The organism is Pseudooceanicola sp. NS-SX9 (assembly GCF_057380705.1).
In genome coordinates, this window is record NZ_CM170818.1 from 433913 (window position 1) to 450217 (window position 16305).

Genomic DNA, 16305 nt, shown 5'->3' on the forward strand with positions numbered 1-16305 from the left:
ATGGGGGACGGTTTGACGGTCCCGGGCCTTTTCGGCGGATGGAGCTGCGGGCGTCGGGCGGGCAGGGAAGCTGCGCGCAGGGGGCGTCCGGGCGTGCCACATTCCCCGTAACCACCCGCGTGGTCGTTAATAGTGTCAGTGTCCGGCGCAGGGGCCTGCCCCGTGCCGGGGCGGGCCGTGCAGCTGTCAGCACCGGGCGCGGGTTCTGCCGGCGGGGGCGGTGACGGCGGGCCCCCGGGGGCAGGGTTCGCTCCGGGGTACTCGGTTCCCGGGCGGCGGCCTGCGCGGGTTGCTGGACGGCCCCCGGGCCGGGTGTCAGCCGGCAGGCACCAGAACGGCCTCGACCCGGCGGTTCGCCTGGCGCCCCGCTTCGGTCAGGTTGCTGTCCCGCGGGGACAGATAGCCAACCCCCCGCGCATCCAGCTGCGCCCCGGGCACGCCGTAATCCTGCTCCAGCACCTCTGCCACGGCGCGGGCGCGGGCCAGCGACAGTTTCAGGTTGCCCTCCAGCCCGCCGTCGCTGTCGGTATGGCCCACCAGCACCACCCGCCGCGTCGCATCGGCCTTCAGGAAGTCCGCAAGCTGCGTCAGGCTGTCGGTATCCGAGGCCGTCAGGCTGGCCGATCCGGTGGCGAAATCCAGCCCCGGGATCACCACATGGCCGCGGCCCTGCAGCCGTGCCAGCAGCCCCGAGGCCTGCACCGGCCGTCCGCCCTGGGGTGTCACCACATGGGGCGGCGTGGCGGCGGGGGGCGGGGCGTCCTCGGGGGTGACGGTGATCATCTGGACATAGCCCGCATCGGGGCCGTGGCTGACCAGCACAAAGGTTGCCTCGGGGCCGTCCGCCCCCTCGCGGCGGGCCGAGATCGCCTGAAAGTCGAACAGGTCCACCGACATGTCCGGCGGTGCGATGACCTCGGTCGCGAAGCGAAAGTCGAAGCCGCCGCAATTGCGGTCGCGACAATCCAGCAGCAGGTCCCAGCCCGCCGCCAGCAGCTGCTCGCGCAGCGGCGCGATCATCTGTTCCACCGTCAGCGTGCGCCCGGGGATGCGCCAGCTGCGCAGCAGCACATGCCCCGTATAGGGTTCGCTCGGCAGGGTGCCCTCGGCATAGGGGCCGGTGGGCAGGTCGTAGCGGCCCGGGTCGCGCAGCTCCTGATGGGTCAGGCTGGCCGAGGCCGGCAGCTGCTGTGCCTGCACCGGGGCTGCCAGCAGCGCCAGTGCCAGGGCAGGACAGAGGAAACGCAGGACCATCGCTCAGGCCATGCGGTAATGGTAGCGCCCCTGCCAGACCATCCCGAGCGCCCGGTACAGCCCGTTCGCGGGATCGTTTTCCGTGGTGCACACGACCGAGAATTCCCGCGCGCCCTGTTGCGCGGCCCAGTCGGCCGCATCCAGCATCATCGCCCGGCCCAGCCCCTTGCCGCGGAAGGCCTTCAGCACCTCAAGCGCATGCAGCATCGCGACGCCCTGATGGATCGCCACGAAGGCCGAGGCCGCCGGATCCTGGTCCACCCGGCCCACCAGCGTCGTGGCAGGCGCGGGCGCCCGTTCCATCACCGCGACCCGCGCCGCGCCGATGCCGCCCTCGGCCCAGATCTCGCGCTGGATCTCCAGCACGGGCCAGGCGGGAAAGCCATAGACCCCGGGGCGGCGGGGCTGGACGGTCAGCACCTCGACGGGGCAGGCCCAGATGTTCACCGGATCGATGATCGCATAGCCGCGCGTCGCCAGTGCCTGGTCCAGCGCCTCGTCCCCGGGGCGGATGCTGAACAGCCGGGGCTGCTCCATCGCCAGCATGGCGGCTTCGGCCGCGTCGATCTGGGCCTCGCTCACCGGTCCGGTGGCCGAAGCCGCCGAGACGCGCTTGCCGCCGCCCGCGCCCCGGCGCAGCACGAAGGGCCCATGGGGGCGCGTTTCGGCGGCGGGCCAGGTGGCATCGACCACCGCCATGTAGAAGGCGGTGCGGGCGTTCAGCGCGGCATCGGGGGTGTCACAGGTCGTCATGCGGGAAAGGTCTCGGCCAGGCGGGTCATGGCGGCGTCGATCATCGCGCCATCGGTGCCCCGGATCACGATATTGGCGCCGTAGACGCCGTCGCGCTGGTAGGGATAGGACCCGATCGACAGCGCCGGATAGTCTTCGGCCAGCTTCCGCAGCGGGCCTGCGATCTCGCCCTCGCCGCGGTCGATGCGCAGCGTCTGCGACAGCAGGGGCTGGCCGCCGGTCAGCTTCGGCAGGGTCGAGGCCACCATCGCCTCGAAGACGCTGGGCACGCCCGCCATGACATGCACGTTCTGCACCGTGAAGCCCGGCGCCACCGACACCGGGTTGTCGATCAGCGTCGCGCCCTCGGGGATGCGGGCCATGCGCAGGCGGGCCTCGTTGATCTCGACGCCGCGGGCATTCCAGTGGTCGCTCAGCAGCTTGCGGGCATCCTCGCGCACATCGATGCTGCGGCCAAAGGCCTGGGCCACGCAATCGGCGGTGATGTCGTCATGGGTCGGCCCGATCCCTCCCGAGGTGAACACCTCGTCATAGGCATCCGACAGGGCGGTGACGGCCGCGACGATCGCCGCGGCATCATCGCTGACCACGCGGACTTCCTTCAGGTCGATGCCCGCCTTCGTCAGCTCGCCGGCCAGGTGGAACATGTTGGCATCGCGCGTGCGACCCGACAGGATCTCGTCCCCGATGACGAGCATGGCGGCGGTGGGATTGGGCATCATGGCCTCCTTGGCATTGGCTGTCGAAATCTATAGGGCCGCCACATGCGCTTTCAAACCCCTCTCGTCCCCGCCACGCTCTTGCGCCGATACAAGCGCTTTCTTGCGGATATCCGGCTGGACGACGGGACCGAGGTCACGGCCCATTGCGCCAATCCCGGTTCGATGCTGGGGCTGGCGGAACCGGGGATGCGGATCTGGGTCGAACCGAACGACGATCCGAAGAAAAAGCTGAAATACGGCTGGCGGCTGGTCGAACATCCGGGCGGCCATTTCACCGGCGTCGATACCTCGGTGCCGAACCGCGCCCTGCGCGAGGCGCTGCTGGCGGATCAGGTGCCGGGCCTGCAGGGCTATTCCCAGGTCCTGCCGGAACAGGCCTATGGCGCAGGCAGCCGCGTCGATTTCCTGCTGAAGGCTCCCGACCGCCCCGATGCCTATGTCGAGGTCAAGTCGATGACCCTGTCGCGCCACCCGGGCCTGGCGGAATTCCCCGACAGCCGCACCGCCCGCGGCCTGAAACACCTGCAAGAGCTGGCGCAGATGGCACAGGCCGGCCACCGCGCGGTCATGCTGTTCCTGGTGCAGCGCACCGATGCCACGCGCACCGCGCTCGCCGCCGATATCGACCCGGGCTATGCCGCAGGCTATGCTAGCGCCCGCGCTGCCGGTGTCGAGGCCCTGGCCTTCGGCTGCACCATCACGCCGCAGGCGATCACCCTCGGGGCGCCGCTGCCCGCGCCCTAGGCAAAGGCGCCGCCGCACTGGCCATCGGCGGAAAACTGCATTACTCCGAAGGAAAGCGCCGGTCCGGCCCTGCCGCCTCCGGTGCCCCCATGTTGCAAGGGCAGATGACGTTGAAACAGGAACACCGCGGTCGCATGACGAAAGAAGGCATCCGGATCTACGAACCGGCCGATTTCGAGGGGATGCGCAAATCCTCGCAGGTCACGGCGCGGATCCTCGACGACATCGCCCCCCATGTCTTCCCCGGCCAGACCACCGAGGCCCTTGATCGCATCATCGAGGACAAGGTCACCGAATACGGCGCCACCTCGGCGACGATCGGCTACAAGGGCTACAAGCACGCCTCCTGCATCTCGATCAACCACGTAGTCTGCCACGGCATTCCGGGGCCGAAGACGCTCAAGGATGGCGACATCCTCAACATCGACGTGACGGTGATCGTGGATGGCTGGTTCGGCGACAGCTCGCGCATGTACGTGGCCGGGAAACTCTCGCGCAAGGCCGAGCGGCTGATCCAGGTCACCCATGACGCGCTGATGATCGGCATCGAGCAGGTGAAACCGGGCCGCACCTTCGGCGACATCGGCCACGCGATCCAGCAGTTCGTCGAGGGCCACCGCATGTCGGTGGTGCGCGATTTCTGCGGCCACGGTGTCGGCAAGGTCTTCCACGCGCCGCCGAACGTGCTGCACTACGGCCGCCCCGGCACCGGCGCCGTGCTGGAAGAGGGCATGATCTTCACGATCGAGCCGATGGTGAACCTCGGCCGCCCGGAAACCAAGGTGCTGGCCGACGACTGGACTGCCGTCACCCGCGACAAGTCGCTCTCCGCCCAGTTCGAGCATTCGGTGGGCGTCACCGCCGATGGCGTCGACATCTTCACCCTGTCGCCCGGCGGCCTCTTCCACCCGACCTACACCGCCGAGGCCAGCGCCTGATCCCGGGCGCCACGCCGTTCCCCGTCATCTGGCCATAAATACTCCGGGGGAGTCCCCGCAGGGGACGGGGGCAGAGCCCCCTTCCTCGGCCCGGGCTCCGCGCCCTCCATCCGCTTCCAACTCAGTCCGCGTCCAGGAACGTCACCCAGGTGTCGCCAAAGCGCCGGGTCTCCAGCAGGCCGAAGCCCTCGGGCGCCTCCTGGGCCGTGCTTTCCTCCCAGACGATCAGCGCCCCGGGGGCGATCCAGCCCCCCGTCCGGGCCGCCGCCAGCGCCCTGGTTCCCAGATCCAGCCCATAGGGCGGATCCAGGAAGACCAGCGTTGCCGGTGCCCCCGCATTGGCCGGAAGCCGGGTCGCATTGGCCCGGCTGACGGCGGTGCGCCCCTGCAGCTTCAGCTCGGCGATGTTGGCGGCGATCAGCTTCTGCGCCACCCGCCCGTCATCGACGAAGGTGACCCGGGCTGCGCCCCGCGACAGCGCCTCCAGCCCCAGGGCGCCGGTGCCCGCGAACAGGTCCAGCACCACCGCATCCTCGATGGGATCGTCAAAGCGACCGCCCAGCAGCATGGAAAACAGGCTCTCGCGGACCCGGTCGGTGGTGGGCCGCAGATGCGCGCCCATGTCCCCCTTGCCAAGCGCGGCCAGGCGGCGGCCGCGGAATTCGCCTCCGATGATGCGCATCAGCCCTTCATCAGCTCCTTCAGATCGACCGAAGGATCGGCCACCCGCGCCGGATCGGCGCTCCGGCCGGCATCGATCAGCCGCTTGCCCACCATGTAGCCACGCGGATCGTTCATCGCATCGACCGCCAGCAGGCGATCGCCCGCATAGTACCAGTGCGACACCGCTCCCTTGTCGCCCCGGCGGGTGACGATCCGGTCGTATCCGGTCCCCAGCCCGGTGATCTGCAGCTTGACGTCGTACTGGTCCGACCAGAACCAGGGCGCCGGGACATAGGTCTTGGCCGCGCCCAGCATGTTCTCGGCCACCAGCTCGGCCATGTCGATGGCATTGGGCACCGATTCCAGCCGCAGCCGCCCCGCGCCATGCGGGAACGAGGCACAGTCCCCCGCCGCCCAGATCGACGGATCGCTGGTGCGGCCCTGCGCATCGGTGCGGATGCCGTTCTCGATCGCCAGGCCCGCGTCCTCGGCCAGGTGGGTGACCGGCAGGATGCCGGTGCCGACGATGGCAAAGTCGATCTCCAGCCGGGTGCCGTCCGACAGGATCGCCCCGGAAACCGTGCCCTCTCCGGTCAACCGTTCCAGACCGACCCCTTCCAGGATCCGCACGCCATGGCTTTCGTGCAGCGCCCGGAAATAGTCCGAGGTCTCGGGGGCGGCGACGCGCTGCAGGATGCGCGGGGCCATCTCGACCAGGGTGACCTGCAGGCCCTTCTTCGCGGCCACCGCCGCGGCCTCAAGCCCGATGTAGCCGCCACCGATGATCAGCACCCGGGCGCCTTCGGTGAAATGCGGCGCCATCGCATCGGCATCCGCCAGATCGCGCACGGTAAAGACATGGCCCAGCCGGCCGCCCAGGGCCTCGGGCAGGTGGCGCGGCGTTGACCCGGTGGTCAGCGCCAGCATGTCATAGGTCACCACGTTGCCGTCGACGATCAGCTCTTTCGAGGCGGGGGCGATGGCCTCGACGGTGCAGCCGGTGTGCAATTCTATGGTGTTGTCGGCGTACCAGCTGGCCGGGCGCAGATACAGCCGCGCCTCCTCCATCTCGCCCAGCAGGTATTTCTTCGACAGCGGAGGGCGCTGATAGGGCGGGGCTTTTTCCGTCCCGAACAGGCTGATGCGCCCGTCAAAGCCAAGCGCACGCAGCTTCGCCACCAGAGAGGCCCCGGCCTGGCCGGCCCCGATCACGGCAATATGGGTCATGGAGTTACCTTTCTGTCTCTGGCTCCCTGCCGGGCAAAAGCTATAGTCCGTCTCACGGTAAACGCAATTCAACGACAGGATTACGCCATGACCCTTTCCACCGGGGACACCCTTCCCGATGCCACGCTGGTCACTCTGACCGCCGAGGGCCCCAAGCCCGTCTCGATCAAGGACAAGACCGCTGGCCGCAAGGTGGTGATCTTTGGTCTGCCGGGCGCCTATACCGGCACCTGCACCAGCGCCCATGTCCCCAGCTTCATCCGCACCATCGATGCCTTCAAGGCCAAGGGCGTGGACGAGGTCATCTGCGTCGCGGTCAACGACCCCTTCGTGATGGCGGCCTGGGCCAAGGATACCGGCGCCGACGTGGCGGGCCTGACCTTCCTGGGCGACCCGCTGAGCGATTTCACCAAGGCCATCGGCCTGAATTTCTCGGCGCCGCCCATCGGTTTCGTCGACCGTTCCAAGCGCTATGCCCTTTATGCCGAGGACGGCGAGGTGAAGGTGCTGAACGTCGAGGAAAGCCCGGGCGTCTGCGAACTGTCCGCCGGTGAAACGCTGCTGGCGGCGATCTGATCCCCGGGATCTGAAAGCAGGAAGGCCCGGGGGCGGCGAACCGCTCCCGGGCCTTCGCATCTCGGACAGCGCCAAGGCGTTGCTTCTACCCCGATAGACCACGCGGCGGGCATGGATGGGCATGACCGGCCACGGGAACCGATGCCAATGCCGGATCTGCGCCAGCTTTCAGCATAGGTTGAGCGTACAGGTACATGTATACAGGGGCAAAGTCAATCTGAGCGGTCATTTTCTGAACTGCCGGGTTCGCTTTTCAGCGCCTGCAGCCAGGCGACCTGAGCCGGGCTTTCGACCGCCTCGTGAAAGCCGCGGCGCACGGTGGCGATGGCCTGGTCGGGGGCGGTGCCACGCTCGATCATCATCAGCGCCGCTATCAGACCGCTGCGCCCGGCGCCGTACTGGCAGGCCAGCGCACAGGTGTCGCCTGCAGCCAGCCCGGCCGCTAGCCCGGGCCAGAGCTGTCGCCAGCGCGCCATGAAGGCGGCGTCGGGCGGCTGGAAATCGGCGATCGGCAGATGCAGCAGCGCGATGTCGCGGGGCTGCAGCGCGGCCGCCAGCAGGCCCGGCGCACCGGCGGGCAGCTCGGCGGTTTCGGCCAGCAGGATCAGACGGCGGGCCCCGGTGGCCGCGATGTCGTCCAGCGTCTCGTGCAGGCAGGCCGGGTCGATATAGGCCTGGCCGTCAATGCTGCTCTGCAGGCCGGGAAATCCCGACAGCACCACCTGGCCGCCGCCCGGCAGGGGCAGGCAGGCGCGCATCAGGCTGCTGCTGTCATTTTCGCCATCCATGCTTTGCTCCTGCAGAAAATTGCCACTGTCATTGCCGCAGTGCAGCACGACTGGTTGTCAATATATACATCCTGTGGGGGCGGTGGTAACCAGCCTGCGGGCGAAAACCGGCGCGGGCGCGAGGGTTGCATGAGAAAGAACAGCACAGAGATCGCGGCCACCATCCGCGAGCGGATCTGCCTTGCCCCGGGCGACGAGATCCTGCTGCTGCACGAAGGGCAGCTGGCGGCGGAATTCGGCGTCTCGCGTACGCCGGTGCGGCAGGTGCTGCAGATGCTGGCCTATGAACGCCTGGTCGAGACGCGCTCGGGCGTGGGGACCATCGTGACGCCGCTTTTGTCGGAACACCGCCAGGGGGACGAGGCCGCCTTTCGCGCCCTGCTGCAGGCCGCCGCCGCCTGTCCGCTGCCGCGCGCCCAGGTGCCGCAGACGGTGCAGGCGCGGCTTCTGGTGGCGCGCCAGGCGCTGGCGGGCGACGGCGGATCGCTGCATGCGCTCTATGTCAGCATGTCGGGCATGATGGAGGCTGCCTCGGCGCTGGTGGCCGACGACATCCTGGCGGCCGCGCTGAGGGCGGCCTGGCTGCGTCACATCCGCTGGGCCTTCCACCGGGCCGAGGACCCTTCGGTGGTGCTGCATCCCCGGCTGCGCGACGGCCTGGCGCTGGCCCTGTCAGAGCCGGCGCAGGCCTGCCCGGCCACGCTGCTGCAGGCGCTGGTGCGCATGGCGGTCTGATCCCGGGGGCTCAGCCGATCAGCTGGTCCATCTTGCGCGCCAGCTTGGCATCGCGCGAGGTGACGCCGCCCATGTCGTGGCTGGTCAGCGAGACATGGACCTTGTTGTAGCTGTTGCTCCAGTCCGGGTGGTGGTCCCATTTCTCGGCCCAGAGGGCAGCGCGGGTCATGAAGGCGAAGGCCTCGGTGAAATCGGCGAAGGCAAAGTCCTTCTTCAGGGCCTGGGTGTCGGGGTCGTAGGTCCAGCCGGTCTGGTACAGCGGTTCCAGCAGGGCCTCTTGGGCGGATGCGCTGAGGGGTTCGGTCATTGGTGGTCCTCCTGCGAGGCACTGCGCCGGAAGGGTCCGTAGGCGGTCAGTACCTCGATGTCTTCATCGACCGCGCGGGTCTCGGCCTCCAGATAGGACGCGACGGCCTTGCGGAAACCGGCATCGGCGATCCAGTGCAGCGAATGGGTCAGGCTGGGCAGATAGCCGCGCGCCAGCTTGTGTTCGCCCTGGGCACCGGCCTCGACCCGGGCAAGGCCCTTGGCGATGGCAAAATCGATGGCCTGATAATAGCACAGTTCGAAATGCAGGCAGGGGTGATGTTCGGTGCAGCCCCAGTAGCGCCCGTAAAGCGTGTCGCGCCCGATGAAATTCAGTGCCCCTGCAATGGGCCTGCCGTCGGCGCGCAGCGCCAGCGCCAGCAGCACGTCGTCACGCATGGTCTGCTGCACGATATCGAAGAAGGCCCGCGTCAGGTAGGGCGATCCCCATTTGCGGCTGCCGGTGTCCTGGTAGAAGCGCCAGAAGGCATCCCAGTGTTCGGGGCGCAGCGCATCCCCGGTCAGCGCCACGATCGTGCCGCCGAAATCCTGCGCCTGGGCGCGTTCCTTGCGGATGTTCTTGCGCTTGCGCGACGACAGGGTGGCCAGAAAGGCGTCGAAATCCGCATAGCCGTCGTTCTGCCAGTGAAACTGGCTCGAGGCGCGTTTCAGCAGCCCCATGCGCGCGCCGGCAATGGCTTCGGCCTCGGTGCAGAAGGTGACATGCAGCGACGACAGCCCGTTGTCGGCGGCCAGCTGCACCGCCCCCTGCAGCAGCGCCGCCATGGCCTGCGCCTCGTGCCCCGGACGGGCCAGAAAGCGGCGCCCGGTGGCGGGGGTGAAGGGTACGGCGATCTGCAGCTTGGGATAATACTGCCCGCCCGCGCCCTCATAGGCATGGGCCCAGTTGTGATCGAAGATGTATTCGCCCTGACTGTGGGATTTCGCGTAAAGCGGCGCCACGCCGATCAGCAGGCCATCGGCATAGGCGGCCAGGTGATGCGGTTCCCAGCCCGTGCGGGGGCCGACCGATCCGCTGTCCTCCAGCGCCTTCAGGAAACGCCAGGTGGTGAAGGGATCGGCGGGCGGGCCACCGTCCGCGGCTTCGGGGCAGGCGCAGGCATCCCAGTCGGCGGCCGGGATCTGGCCAAGCGACGTCAGGGTGCGGATCTCGATCTCGGGGGCGGCAGAGGGGTTGGTCATGCCGCGATCATCTGGCGCGCGGGGCCGCAGGATCAAGCGGGAATGGCGGCGGGGTAGCCCTCGAAAGTGACATTGTCGGCCATGCGGCGGGCGATGTCCTCGGCCTCTTGCGAGCGGATCGTCCAGCACAGCACCGGCACGCCCGAGGCCTGCAGCTGGCGCACCCGGGGGCGGGCCAGGTCGGCGGCGTCGTGGCTGATGAAGCTGGCGCCGGTACGGTCGAAATCGGCGATCTCGCGCAGCTGGACTTTCCGCGCCATGTCCATGTCGTCGCAGTCGGGGCCTTCCCAGGCCCAGGTGGTCAGGCCGCGTGGGATGTCAGGGCAAAGCCGGGCAATGCAGGCCACGGCGTCGGGATTGAAGGACATGAAGGCCAGGGGTCCCTCATAGCCCGCAACGGCGCGTGCCGCAGCCTCTTCCAGCGGGCCGATGCCGGCACGGTCCGACTGGTCCTTGATCTCGACCAGCAGGGGGACGCGGCCAGCGGTCCTTGCCAGGACCTGCGCAAAGGTCGGGATGCCGGAGGTGCCGCCGATCAGCGGCATCGCCTGCAACCGGGCGGCCGTGCAGGCCGCCAGGGGACCGGTTTCCCCGGTCAGCCGATCCAGGTCATAGTCGTGAAAGACCATCGCCTCTCCATCCGAGGACGGCTGCAGGTCGATCTCGATCGCGTAGCCGGCGGCGATGGCCGCGTCCACGGCCTCCAGGCTGTTCTCAGGGCGGCCGGCGGCGCGGTCGTGCAGGGCGCGGTGCGCGACGGGGGCCCGAAGGAAAGCCGGGGGCAGGGGACGCGGGTTCATCTTATTCGACCTCGAAAATGCCTTCGATCTCGACGGCAACGTTGAAGGGAAGGGCGGCGGCCGAGACGGCCGAGCGCGCGTGGCGCCCGATGTCGCCGAGGGCCTCGACAAAGAAGTCGGAGGCCCCGTTGATCACCTTGGGCTGATCGCCGAATTCGGCGGTCGAGTTGACGAAGCCGGTCAGCTTCACGACGCGCTTCAGCTTGCCCAGATCGCCGCCACAGGCGACCTTGACCTGCGCCAGAAGCGAGATCGCGCAGAGCTTAGCGGCAGCAGCCCCGGCCGCGACATCCAGCTCGGCACCCAGCTTGCCGGTGACAAGGCCATTGGAATCCTGGCTGACCTGACCCGAGACATAGACCAGGTTGCCAGATTGCACGAAGGGAACGTAATTCGCAGCAGGGGCGGCAGGGCTGGGCAGGGTGACGCCAAGTTCGGCCAGGCGGGTTTCGATGGCGGTGCTCATGGGGGCCTCCGGAAGGGGATGTATCAGACTGGCCGCGACGCTAGCCGCTGGTCCCGCGATTGCAACCGCGAATGCGGCCCCGCAGTTAGCGCGGCCACATGACGCCGGTGTGACAGCTTCCGGCCTGGGCAGGGGGCTCTGCCCCCGTCTCCTGACGGAGACTCCCCCGGAGTATTTCTGGTCAGATGACAGGGAACGCGGTTCTTTATCATCTGACCAGAAATACTCCCGCCGGAGGCCTGCGCCGGCAGGCGCAGTTCCGGTCAGCCGCGGAAAGCCCGGGCCAGGTAATCGGAGACCGGCTTGACCATGTATTCCAGCGGCGTGCGGTCCGTGGTGCGGATGAAGACCTCGACCGGCATGCCTGGGATCAGCTTGTCGCCTTCGGGCAGGCGGTTGCGTTCGCCTTCGGTCAGGCGGATTTCGGCACGGTAGTAGCTGACGCCGGTGGCCTCGTCGGTGAAGGCATCGGCGGAGAGGGTGGTGAGGGTGCCGTCGAGCTCCGGGGTGGTGCGCTGGTCGAAGGCCGGGAAGCGCAGGCGGACGTCCTGGCCGGGGTGCAGCGCATCGACATGGATCGGTTCCACCCGGGCAGCGATCACCAGCGGACGGTCCGTAGGTACCAGGTAGAGGACCGGTTCCGCCGGGCGCAGCACCGCGCCGGGGGAAAACACCCGCAGGCCGTAGACCGTGCCGGGGCCGGGGGCGGTGATGTCGAGGCGGGCGATCTTGTCGCGCAGGGCGCGGGATTTCTCGGCCAGTTCCAGTTCCTGCACGCGCAGGTCGCGCAGTTCGGTGATCGCGTCCTGCTGAGAGGAGGTGCGCTGGCGCAGGATTTCCAGCTCGTATTCGGTGATCCGGCCCTGGGCCTCGGCGCGGCGGGCGTCGAGGTCGCCGCTGAGACCGGTCAGGCGGGCGGCCTCGCGTTGCAGTTCCAGCACCCGGGCCCGCTGCGACAGGCCCTTGTCGAGCAGCGCCGCCTGGGTGACGTATTGCTGATGGGTCAGGTCGGCCTGGGTCACCAGCGCCGCCTCCTGGGCGTCGATGCCGTCGATCTGGGCGCGGGTCTGCTGGATCCGCTTGCGCATCTGCTCGGCCGACTGTTCCAGGGCCTCGGTCCGGGTGGCGTGCAGGCGGCGCTGGCCGTCGATCAGCTCGGCCACCTCGGGGCGGTTGGCCCGGGCCAGAAGGGCGGGGTCGAAGACCAGGGTCGGGCGGGCATCGCGTTCGGCTTCCAGCCGGGCGCGGCGGGCCATCGATTCGTGCAGCTGGCCTTCGGTGATCGCCAGGGTCGAGGCGAGGTCGGCGGGCGAGAGCCTCAGCAGGATCTCTCCGGCGGTGACCTGCTGGCCCTCGCTGACCAGGACCTCGGCCACGGTGCCGCCGTCGGGATGCTGCAGGATCTGGCGGTTGCGCTCGACCTCGATCCGGCCGGGGGCGATGATGGCGCCGGCGATGCGGGTCAGCGCCGCCCAGCCGCCGAAGCCGCCCAGCAGCAGGGTCAGGGTGATCAGGCCCAGGGCCAGCGGCAGGCGGGCGGCACGCAGGTAGGTCATCTTACCCCTCCGGCGGATTTCAGGATCGTGTCGTGGTTGCGGACCACCTTGCGCAGCACCTCGTCGCGGGGGCCGAAGGCGGCGCGGGTGCCGTTTTCCAGCATCAGCAGCAGGTCGCATTCGCGGATCGCCGCGGGCCGGTGCGCCATGATCAGCACCGCGCCGCCGGCCTGCTTCAACCCGACGATGGCGCGGTTCAGCGCATCGCTGCCCTCGTTGTCGAGGTTCGAGTTCGGCTCGTCCAGCACCAGCAGCACCGGGTCGCCGTACATCGCCCGCGCCAGGCCGATGCGCTGGATCTGCCCGCCCGACAGCTGCCCGCCGCGCGATGTCAGCCGCGTGTCGTAGCCCTGCGGCATTTTCAGGATCATCTCGTGGGCATCGGCCTTGCGGGCGGCCTCGACCACCTTGGCGGGATCGGGGGTGGCCTCGAGGCGGGCGATGTTCTCGGCCACGGTGCCGTCGAAGACCTCGACCCGCTGGGGCAGGTAGCCGATCAGCCGGCCCAGCTCGTCCTCGGGGTATTGGTCCAGGGTGGCGCCGCCCAGGCGGATGCGGCCGGCGGCACAGGGCCAGGCCGAGGTCAGCGCGCGCGCCAGCGTCGACTTGCCCGCGCCCGAGGCGCCGATGACGCCGATCGCCTGACCGGGCTCCAGCGTGAAGCTGAGCAGCCGCAGCGCGGGCTGTTCGGCGCCGGGGGGCAGGATGCTGGCCTGCTGGACCTCCAGCCGGGCCTCGGGGCGGGGCAGGGGCGTGCGGGGGGCGGGCACCGGGCTTTCGCCCAGAAGGCGGGCCAGGTTGTCCCGAGCGCGGGCGGCGCGGCGCAGCAGCGGCCATTGTGCCACCAGCACCTCGACCGGCATCAGCGCCCGGCCCAGCAGCACCGAGCCCGCAATCATCGAACCCGCCGACATCTGCCCCGACAGCGCCAGCCAGGCCCCCAGCCCCAGCATCGCCGATTGCAGCATCATCCGCAGCGTCCGCGACGCCCCCGAGAACCCCGAGGTCCGGTCCGAGGCCTGCAGCTGCGCGGCCAGCGCCCGGTCGCGGTCGGCGTGCCAGCGGCGGCGCACCGCCCCGGCCATGCCCATGGCGCGGATCAGCCCGGCTTCGGCCCGGATGCGGTCGGCCTGGGCCTGCGCGGCCTGCTGCGCGAGCAGCGCGCGGGCCTGCGGGGCATGGCCAGATCGCTGGTTCAGGGCCGCCACCGCCACCAGCAGCGCCCCGCCGCCCACCGCCAGCATCCCCAGCCAGGGGTGGAACAGCGTCAGCCCGGCCAGGAACAGCGGCGTCCAGGGCAGGTCGAACAGCGCCGGCGGCACCGGCGAGGACAGGAGCGCGCGGATCGCGTCCAGGTCCTGCAGCGCGCTGTCGGCCAGCGGATCGGGTTTCAGCGCCGCCCGGCGCAGCGCCGCGTCATAGACCCGCCCGTCAAGGCGTGCTTGCACATGTGCCCCCAGCCGCGCCAGCAGCCAGCCGCGCAGCACATCAAGCACCCCCATCGTCAGGAACAGGAAGGCGGCGAAACCGGTCAGCACCAACAGCGTCTCTTCCGAGCGCGACGGCAGGACCCGGTCGTAGACCAGCATCATGTAGAGCGGCCCGGTCAGCAGCAGCAGGTTGCAGACCAGGGAAAACAGCGCCGCCGACCACAGCAACGGGCGCCCCTCGCGACGGATCGCGGTCAGTTCCGCAAGACCGCGGAGAACGGCAGGCTCTTTCAAAGGCTCCCCCAAAGGGCCCTGCGGGCGGCGGTTTCCCGCCGGCAGGCACCCGGAAGGCGGAAAACCGGACTTTGCCGGCCCCGTCGAATTGTGTGAAATACCGGCAGTCATGCCGAAGGCGCGGGCCGTTTCACGGCCCGACCGAAACCCTACACCCTGCAGACTGTGCAAAGACGGTGTACGGCCGGGTTCACCTATGCCCGATTAGCGTTTAAGGAATACATAACAGCCTTCCTTTCTTCTGTTCCCATCGACTACCTTCCTCCGAGCATCAGAGACGGCCCGTGACATGACCCAGTTCCGCTTCCTGCCTCAGCGCCGTGCTGGCGCGGCGCTTGCCGCCCTGTCGCTGGCCACGCTGCTTTCCGCCTGCGCCGCGACCCCTCATCAGGATCAGGTCAGCCGCGCCGGCGGCGAAGACCCCTATGAACAATCGAACCGCCAGATCCACGACTTCAACCTGAAGCTCGACAAGGCGGTGCTGCGTCCGGTGGGCGTCGGCGTCTCGAAGGTGCTGCCGCCGGTCGCCGCCAAGGCCATCGGCAATTTCGGCGAGAACCTCTCGACCCCGCGCTATGTGGTCAACAACCTGCTGCAGGCGCATTTCGAAGAGGCGATGGCGAATTCGGCCCGCTTCGTGGTCAATACCGTGCTGGGCATCGGCGGCCTGATCGACACCGCCACCTACATGGGCATCCCCAAGCACGAGACCGATTTCGGCGCCACCCTCTATACCTGGGGCGTGCCGGAAGGCGACTTCCAGGAACTGCCGGTGCTGGGCCCGTCGACCCAGCGGCGCACCCTGGGACGCATGGTCGACCTGCTGCTCGATCCGCTGGAATACGTGCTGCCCAGCCCCCAAAGCAGCTATGGCACCTATGCCCGCGTGACCTCGACCGTGGACGACCGCGGCCGCAACGCGGCGGCTTATGATTCCGTTCTGTATGACAGCGCCGACAGCTATACCCAGCTGAAATCGATCTATCTGCAGCACCGCCGTTACGAGCTGGGCGATACCTCAGCCTCTGGCATGGGCGGGGGTGCGGACCCATATGGTGCAGAAGACCCGTATGCAGCGGCCGGGGCCACCGGCAGTGCGGCCGCCGCGAAATCCTCTGATGCAAGTGCAGATCCCTATGATGCAGGCTACACCGACCCCTATGACCAATAGCTTCCAGACCCGCCGCCGCCTTCTGGGCGCGCTGGCCGTGATGCCGGTCGCGCTGGCTGCCACCTCGGTGGCGCGGCCCGCCTTCGCCATGAGCGATGCCCAGGCCCAGGGCCTGGTGCAGAACGTCATCTCGGATATCACCCGGATCATCGAATCCGGTGAATCCGAAGCCGCGATGATCAAGGACTTTGCCGGGCTGTTCGATCAGTACGCCGATGTCTCGATCATCGCGCAAAGCTGCCTTGGCCCGAGCGCCCGCAGCCTGAGCGCCAGCCAGAAGACCGCCTATGTGGCGGCCTTCCGCGGCTACATCTCGCGCAAGTACGGCAAGCGGTTCCGGGAATTCATCGGCGCCAAGTTCACCGTCAACAAGGTCGAGCAGGTCAAGACCTGGACCGAGGTCTCGGTCACGGCGAACCTGCGCGGCCAGTCCCCGTTCGAGGTCCGCTTCCTGGTCTCGGACCGCTCGGGCCGGAACCTGTTCTTCGACATGCTGATCGAGGGCATCTCTCTGCGGCTGACGGAACGCTCGGAAATCGGCGCGATGCTGGACAAGAACAAGGGCAGCATCGACGGTCTGATCCAGACCCTGAAGACCTCGGGCTGACTGCTGCAAGCCGGGCCGGGTGGTCCGGTCCCATGAAAAAGGGCGCCCCGCGGGGCGCCCTTCGTCGTTTTG

The 16305-nt window shown here is 68.8% G+C and carries 18 protein-coding genes; 6 read left to right on the forward strand and 12 right to left on the reverse strand.

Annotated features, from left to right (window positions below; all coding sequences use genetic code 11):
* Positions 1 to 315 precede the first annotated feature (315 nt).
* From AC2ITM_RS02095 to AC2ITM_RS02105, 3 genes are read right to left on the reverse strand one after another with little or no spacing between them, the layout of a single operon-like run.
* The gene (locus AC2ITM_RS02095; protein ID WP_486468186.1) at positions 316 to 1254 is read right to left on the reverse strand and encodes an OmpA family protein; all 939 of its coding nucleotides are present in this window, start codon (positions 1252 to 1254) and stop codon (positions 316 to 318) included.
* 3 nt (positions 1255 to 1257) lie between these two features.
* Positions 1258 to 2007: a GNAT family N-acetyltransferase gene (locus AC2ITM_RS02100; RefSeq protein ID WP_486468187.1), complete on the reverse strand. Its 750-nt coding sequence runs from the start codon at positions 2005 to 2007 to the stop codon at positions 1258 to 1260.
* The gene (locus tag AC2ITM_RS02105) at positions 2004 to 2726 is read right to left on the reverse strand and encodes a competence/damage-inducible protein A (protein WP_486468188.1); all 723 of its coding nucleotides are present in this window, start codon (positions 2724 to 2726) and stop codon (positions 2004 to 2006) included. Before AC2ITM_RS02105 ends, AC2ITM_RS02100 begins: the two co-directional genes overlap by 4 nt.
* Positions 2727 to 2771: 45 nt before the next feature.
* Here AC2ITM_RS02105 and sfsA point away from each other — a divergent pair, with 45 nt between their 5' ends.
* Together sfsA and map are read left to right on the forward strand one after the other, a co-directional pair.
* Positions 2772 to 3473, forward strand: a complete 702-nt coding sequence (sfsA, locus tag AC2ITM_RS02110) for a DNA/RNA nuclease SfsA (RefSeq protein ID WP_486468189.1) — start codon at positions 2772 to 2774, stop codon at positions 3471 to 3473.
* Between the two features lie 104 nt (positions 3474 to 3577).
* Complete coding sequence (gene map, locus AC2ITM_RS02115) at positions 3578 to 4411, forward strand: type I methionyl aminopeptidase (protein WP_486468190.1); 834 nt, start codon at positions 3578 to 3580, stop codon at positions 4409 to 4411.
* A 121-nt stretch (positions 4412 to 4532) separates the two neighbouring features.
* Here the strand turns inward: map and rsmD are convergent, their stop codons facing one another.
* Both rsmD and AC2ITM_RS02125 read right to left on the reverse strand, forming a co-directional pair.
* Positions 4533 to 5093: a 16S rRNA (guanine(966)-N(2))-methyltransferase RsmD gene (gene rsmD, locus AC2ITM_RS02120; RefSeq protein ID WP_486468191.1), complete on the reverse strand. Its 561-nt coding sequence runs from the start codon at positions 5091 to 5093 to the stop codon at positions 4533 to 4535.
* Positions 5093 to 6301 carry an NAD(P)/FAD-dependent oxidoreductase gene (locus tag AC2ITM_RS02125; protein WP_486468192.1) on the reverse strand — a complete coding sequence of 403 codons (1209 nt, stop codon included), beginning with the start codon at positions 6299 to 6301 and terminating at the stop codon, positions 5093 to 5095. Before AC2ITM_RS02125 ends, rsmD begins: the two co-directional genes overlap by 1 nt.
* An 87-nt stretch (positions 6302 to 6388) precedes the next feature.
* Between AC2ITM_RS02125 and AC2ITM_RS02130 the strand changes: the two genes are divergently transcribed.
* Positions 6389 to 6877 (forward strand): redoxin family protein, encoded by a 489-nt coding sequence (locus AC2ITM_RS02130; RefSeq protein WP_486468193.1) that lies wholly within the window; start codon positions 6389 to 6391, stop codon positions 6875 to 6877.
* A gap of 212 nt (positions 6878 to 7089) precedes the next feature.
* Here AC2ITM_RS02130 and AC2ITM_RS02135 read toward each other — a convergent pair whose 3' ends face one another.
* Positions 7090 to 7665 (reverse strand): protein-tyrosine phosphatase family protein, encoded by a 576-nt coding sequence (locus AC2ITM_RS02135; RefSeq protein ID WP_486468194.1) that lies wholly within the window; start codon positions 7663 to 7665, stop codon positions 7090 to 7092.
* Positions 7666 to 7794: 129 nt separating this feature from the next.
* On the opposite strand from AC2ITM_RS02135, the gene AC2ITM_RS02140 reads away from it, so the two are divergent.
* Positions 7795 to 8400 carry a winged helix-turn-helix domain-containing protein gene (locus AC2ITM_RS02140; protein ID WP_486468195.1) on the forward strand — a complete coding sequence of 202 codons (606 nt, stop codon included), beginning with the start codon at positions 7795 to 7797 and terminating at the stop codon, positions 8398 to 8400.
* A 10-nt stretch (positions 8401 to 8410) separates the two neighbouring features.
* Here the strand turns inward: AC2ITM_RS02140 and AC2ITM_RS02145 are convergent, their stop codons facing one another.
* From AC2ITM_RS02145 to AC2ITM_RS02170, 6 genes are all read right to left on the reverse strand, one after another.
* Positions 8411 to 8707, reverse strand: coding sequence for a 4a-hydroxytetrahydrobiopterin dehydratase (locus tag AC2ITM_RS02145; RefSeq protein WP_486468196.1), 297 nt, complete (start codon positions 8705 to 8707; stop codon positions 8411 to 8413).
* A complete protein-coding gene (locus AC2ITM_RS02150; protein ID WP_486468197.1) occupies positions 8704 to 9909 on the reverse strand; it encodes a GNAT family N-acetyltransferase in 1206 nt (401 codons plus the stop codon). The genes AC2ITM_RS02145 and AC2ITM_RS02150 overlap by 4 nt, the downstream gene beginning before the upstream one ends.
* Positions 9910 to 9941: 32 nt before the next feature.
* The gene (locus AC2ITM_RS02155; protein WP_486468198.1) at positions 9942 to 10709 is read right to left on the reverse strand and encodes a glycerophosphodiester phosphodiesterase family protein; all 768 of its coding nucleotides are present in this window, start codon (positions 10707 to 10709) and stop codon (positions 9942 to 9944) included.
* 1 nt (position 10710) lies between these two features.
* The gene (locus AC2ITM_RS02160) at positions 10711 to 11175 is read right to left on the reverse strand and encodes a RidA family protein (protein ID WP_486468199.1); all 465 of its coding nucleotides are present in this window, start codon (positions 11173 to 11175) and stop codon (positions 10711 to 10713) included.
* Between the two features lie 263 nt (positions 11176 to 11438).
* Positions 11439 to 12731: an HlyD family type I secretion periplasmic adaptor subunit gene (locus AC2ITM_RS02165; RefSeq protein ID WP_486468200.1), complete on the reverse strand. Its 1293-nt coding sequence runs from the start codon at positions 12729 to 12731 to the stop codon at positions 11439 to 11441.
* Positions 12728 to 14455 carry a type I secretion system permease/ATPase gene (locus tag AC2ITM_RS02170; RefSeq protein WP_486468201.1) on the reverse strand — a complete coding sequence of 576 codons (1728 nt, stop codon included), beginning with the start codon at positions 14453 to 14455 and terminating at the stop codon, positions 12728 to 12730. Before AC2ITM_RS02170 ends, AC2ITM_RS02165 begins: the two co-directional genes overlap by 4 nt.
* Positions 14456 to 14744: 289 nt before the next feature.
* On the opposite strand from AC2ITM_RS02170, the gene AC2ITM_RS02175 reads away from it, so the two are divergent.
* Together AC2ITM_RS02175 and AC2ITM_RS02180 are read left to right on the forward strand one after the other, a co-directional pair.
* Entirely contained in the window at positions 14745 to 15626 is an 882-nt protein-coding gene (locus tag AC2ITM_RS02175; protein WP_486468202.1) for an MlaA family lipoprotein, read from the forward strand.
* Positions 15616 to 16233 carry an MlaC/ttg2D family ABC transporter substrate-binding protein gene (locus AC2ITM_RS02180; RefSeq protein WP_486468203.1) on the forward strand — a complete coding sequence of 206 codons (618 nt, stop codon included), beginning with the start codon at positions 15616 to 15618 and terminating at the stop codon, positions 16231 to 16233. The genes AC2ITM_RS02175 and AC2ITM_RS02180 overlap by 11 nt, the downstream gene beginning before the upstream one ends.
* The last annotated feature ends 72 nt before the right edge of the window (positions 16234 to 16305 follow it).

Coding starts and splice junctions, on each gene's coding strand:
- rsmD (WP_486468191.1), bottom strand. CDS start 5,093: ATGCGCATCATCGGAGGCGAATTCCGCGGCCGCCGCCTGGCCGCGCTT.
- AC2ITM_RS02150 (WP_486468197.1), bottom strand. CDS start 9,909: ATGACCAACCCCTCTGCCGCCCCCGAGATCGAGATCCGCACCCTGACG.
- AC2ITM_RS02165 (WP_486468200.1), bottom strand. CDS start 12,731: ATGACCTACCTGCGTGCCGCCCGCCTGCCGCTGGCCCTGGGCCTGATC.
- AC2ITM_RS02095 (WP_486468186.1), bottom strand. CDS start 1,254: ATGGTCCTGCGTTTCCTCTGTCCTGCCCTGGCACTGGCGCTGCTGGCA.
- AC2ITM_RS02140 (WP_486468195.1), top strand. CDS start 7,795: ATGAGAAAGAACAGCACAGAGATCGCGGCCACCATCCGCGAGCGGATC.
- AC2ITM_RS02100 (WP_486468187.1), bottom strand. CDS start 2,007: ATGACGACCTGTGACACCCCCGATGCCGCGCTGAACGCCCGCACCGCC.
- AC2ITM_RS02130 (WP_486468193.1), top strand. CDS start 6,389: ATGACCCTTTCCACCGGGGACACCCTTCCCGATGCCACGCTGGTCACT.
- AC2ITM_RS02160 (WP_486468199.1), bottom strand. CDS start 11,175: ATGAGCACCGCCATCGAAACCCGCCTGGCCGAACTTGGCGTCACCCTG.
- AC2ITM_RS02145 (WP_486468196.1), bottom strand. CDS start 8,707: ATGACCGAACCCCTCAGCGCATCCGCCCAAGAGGCCCTGCTGGAACCG.
- AC2ITM_RS02105 (WP_486468188.1), bottom strand. CDS start 2,726: ATGCCCAATCCCACCGCCGCCATGCTCGTCATCGGGGACGAGATCCTG.
- map (WP_486468190.1), top strand. CDS start 3,578: ATGACGTTGAAACAGGAACACCGCGGTCGCATGACGAAAGAAGGCATC.
- sfsA (WP_486468189.1), top strand. CDS start 2,772: ATGCGCTTTCAAACCCCTCTCGTCCCCGCCACGCTCTTGCGCCGATAC.
- AC2ITM_RS02180 (WP_486468203.1), top strand. CDS start 15,616: ATGACCAATAGCTTCCAGACCCGCCGCCGCCTTCTGGGCGCGCTGGCC.
- AC2ITM_RS02125 (WP_486468192.1), bottom strand. CDS start 6,301: ATGACCCATATTGCCGTGATCGGGGCCGGCCAGGCCGGGGCCTCTCTG.
- AC2ITM_RS02135 (WP_486468194.1), bottom strand. CDS start 7,665: ATGGATGGCGAAAATGACAGCAGCAGCCTGATGCGCGCCTGCCTGCCC.
- AC2ITM_RS02175 (WP_486468202.1), top strand. CDS start 14,745: ATGACCCAGTTCCGCTTCCTGCCTCAGCGCCGTGCTGGCGCGGCGCTT.
- AC2ITM_RS02155 (WP_486468198.1), bottom strand. CDS start 10,709: ATGAACCCGCGTCCCCTGCCCCCGGCTTTCCTTCGGGCCCCCGTCGCG.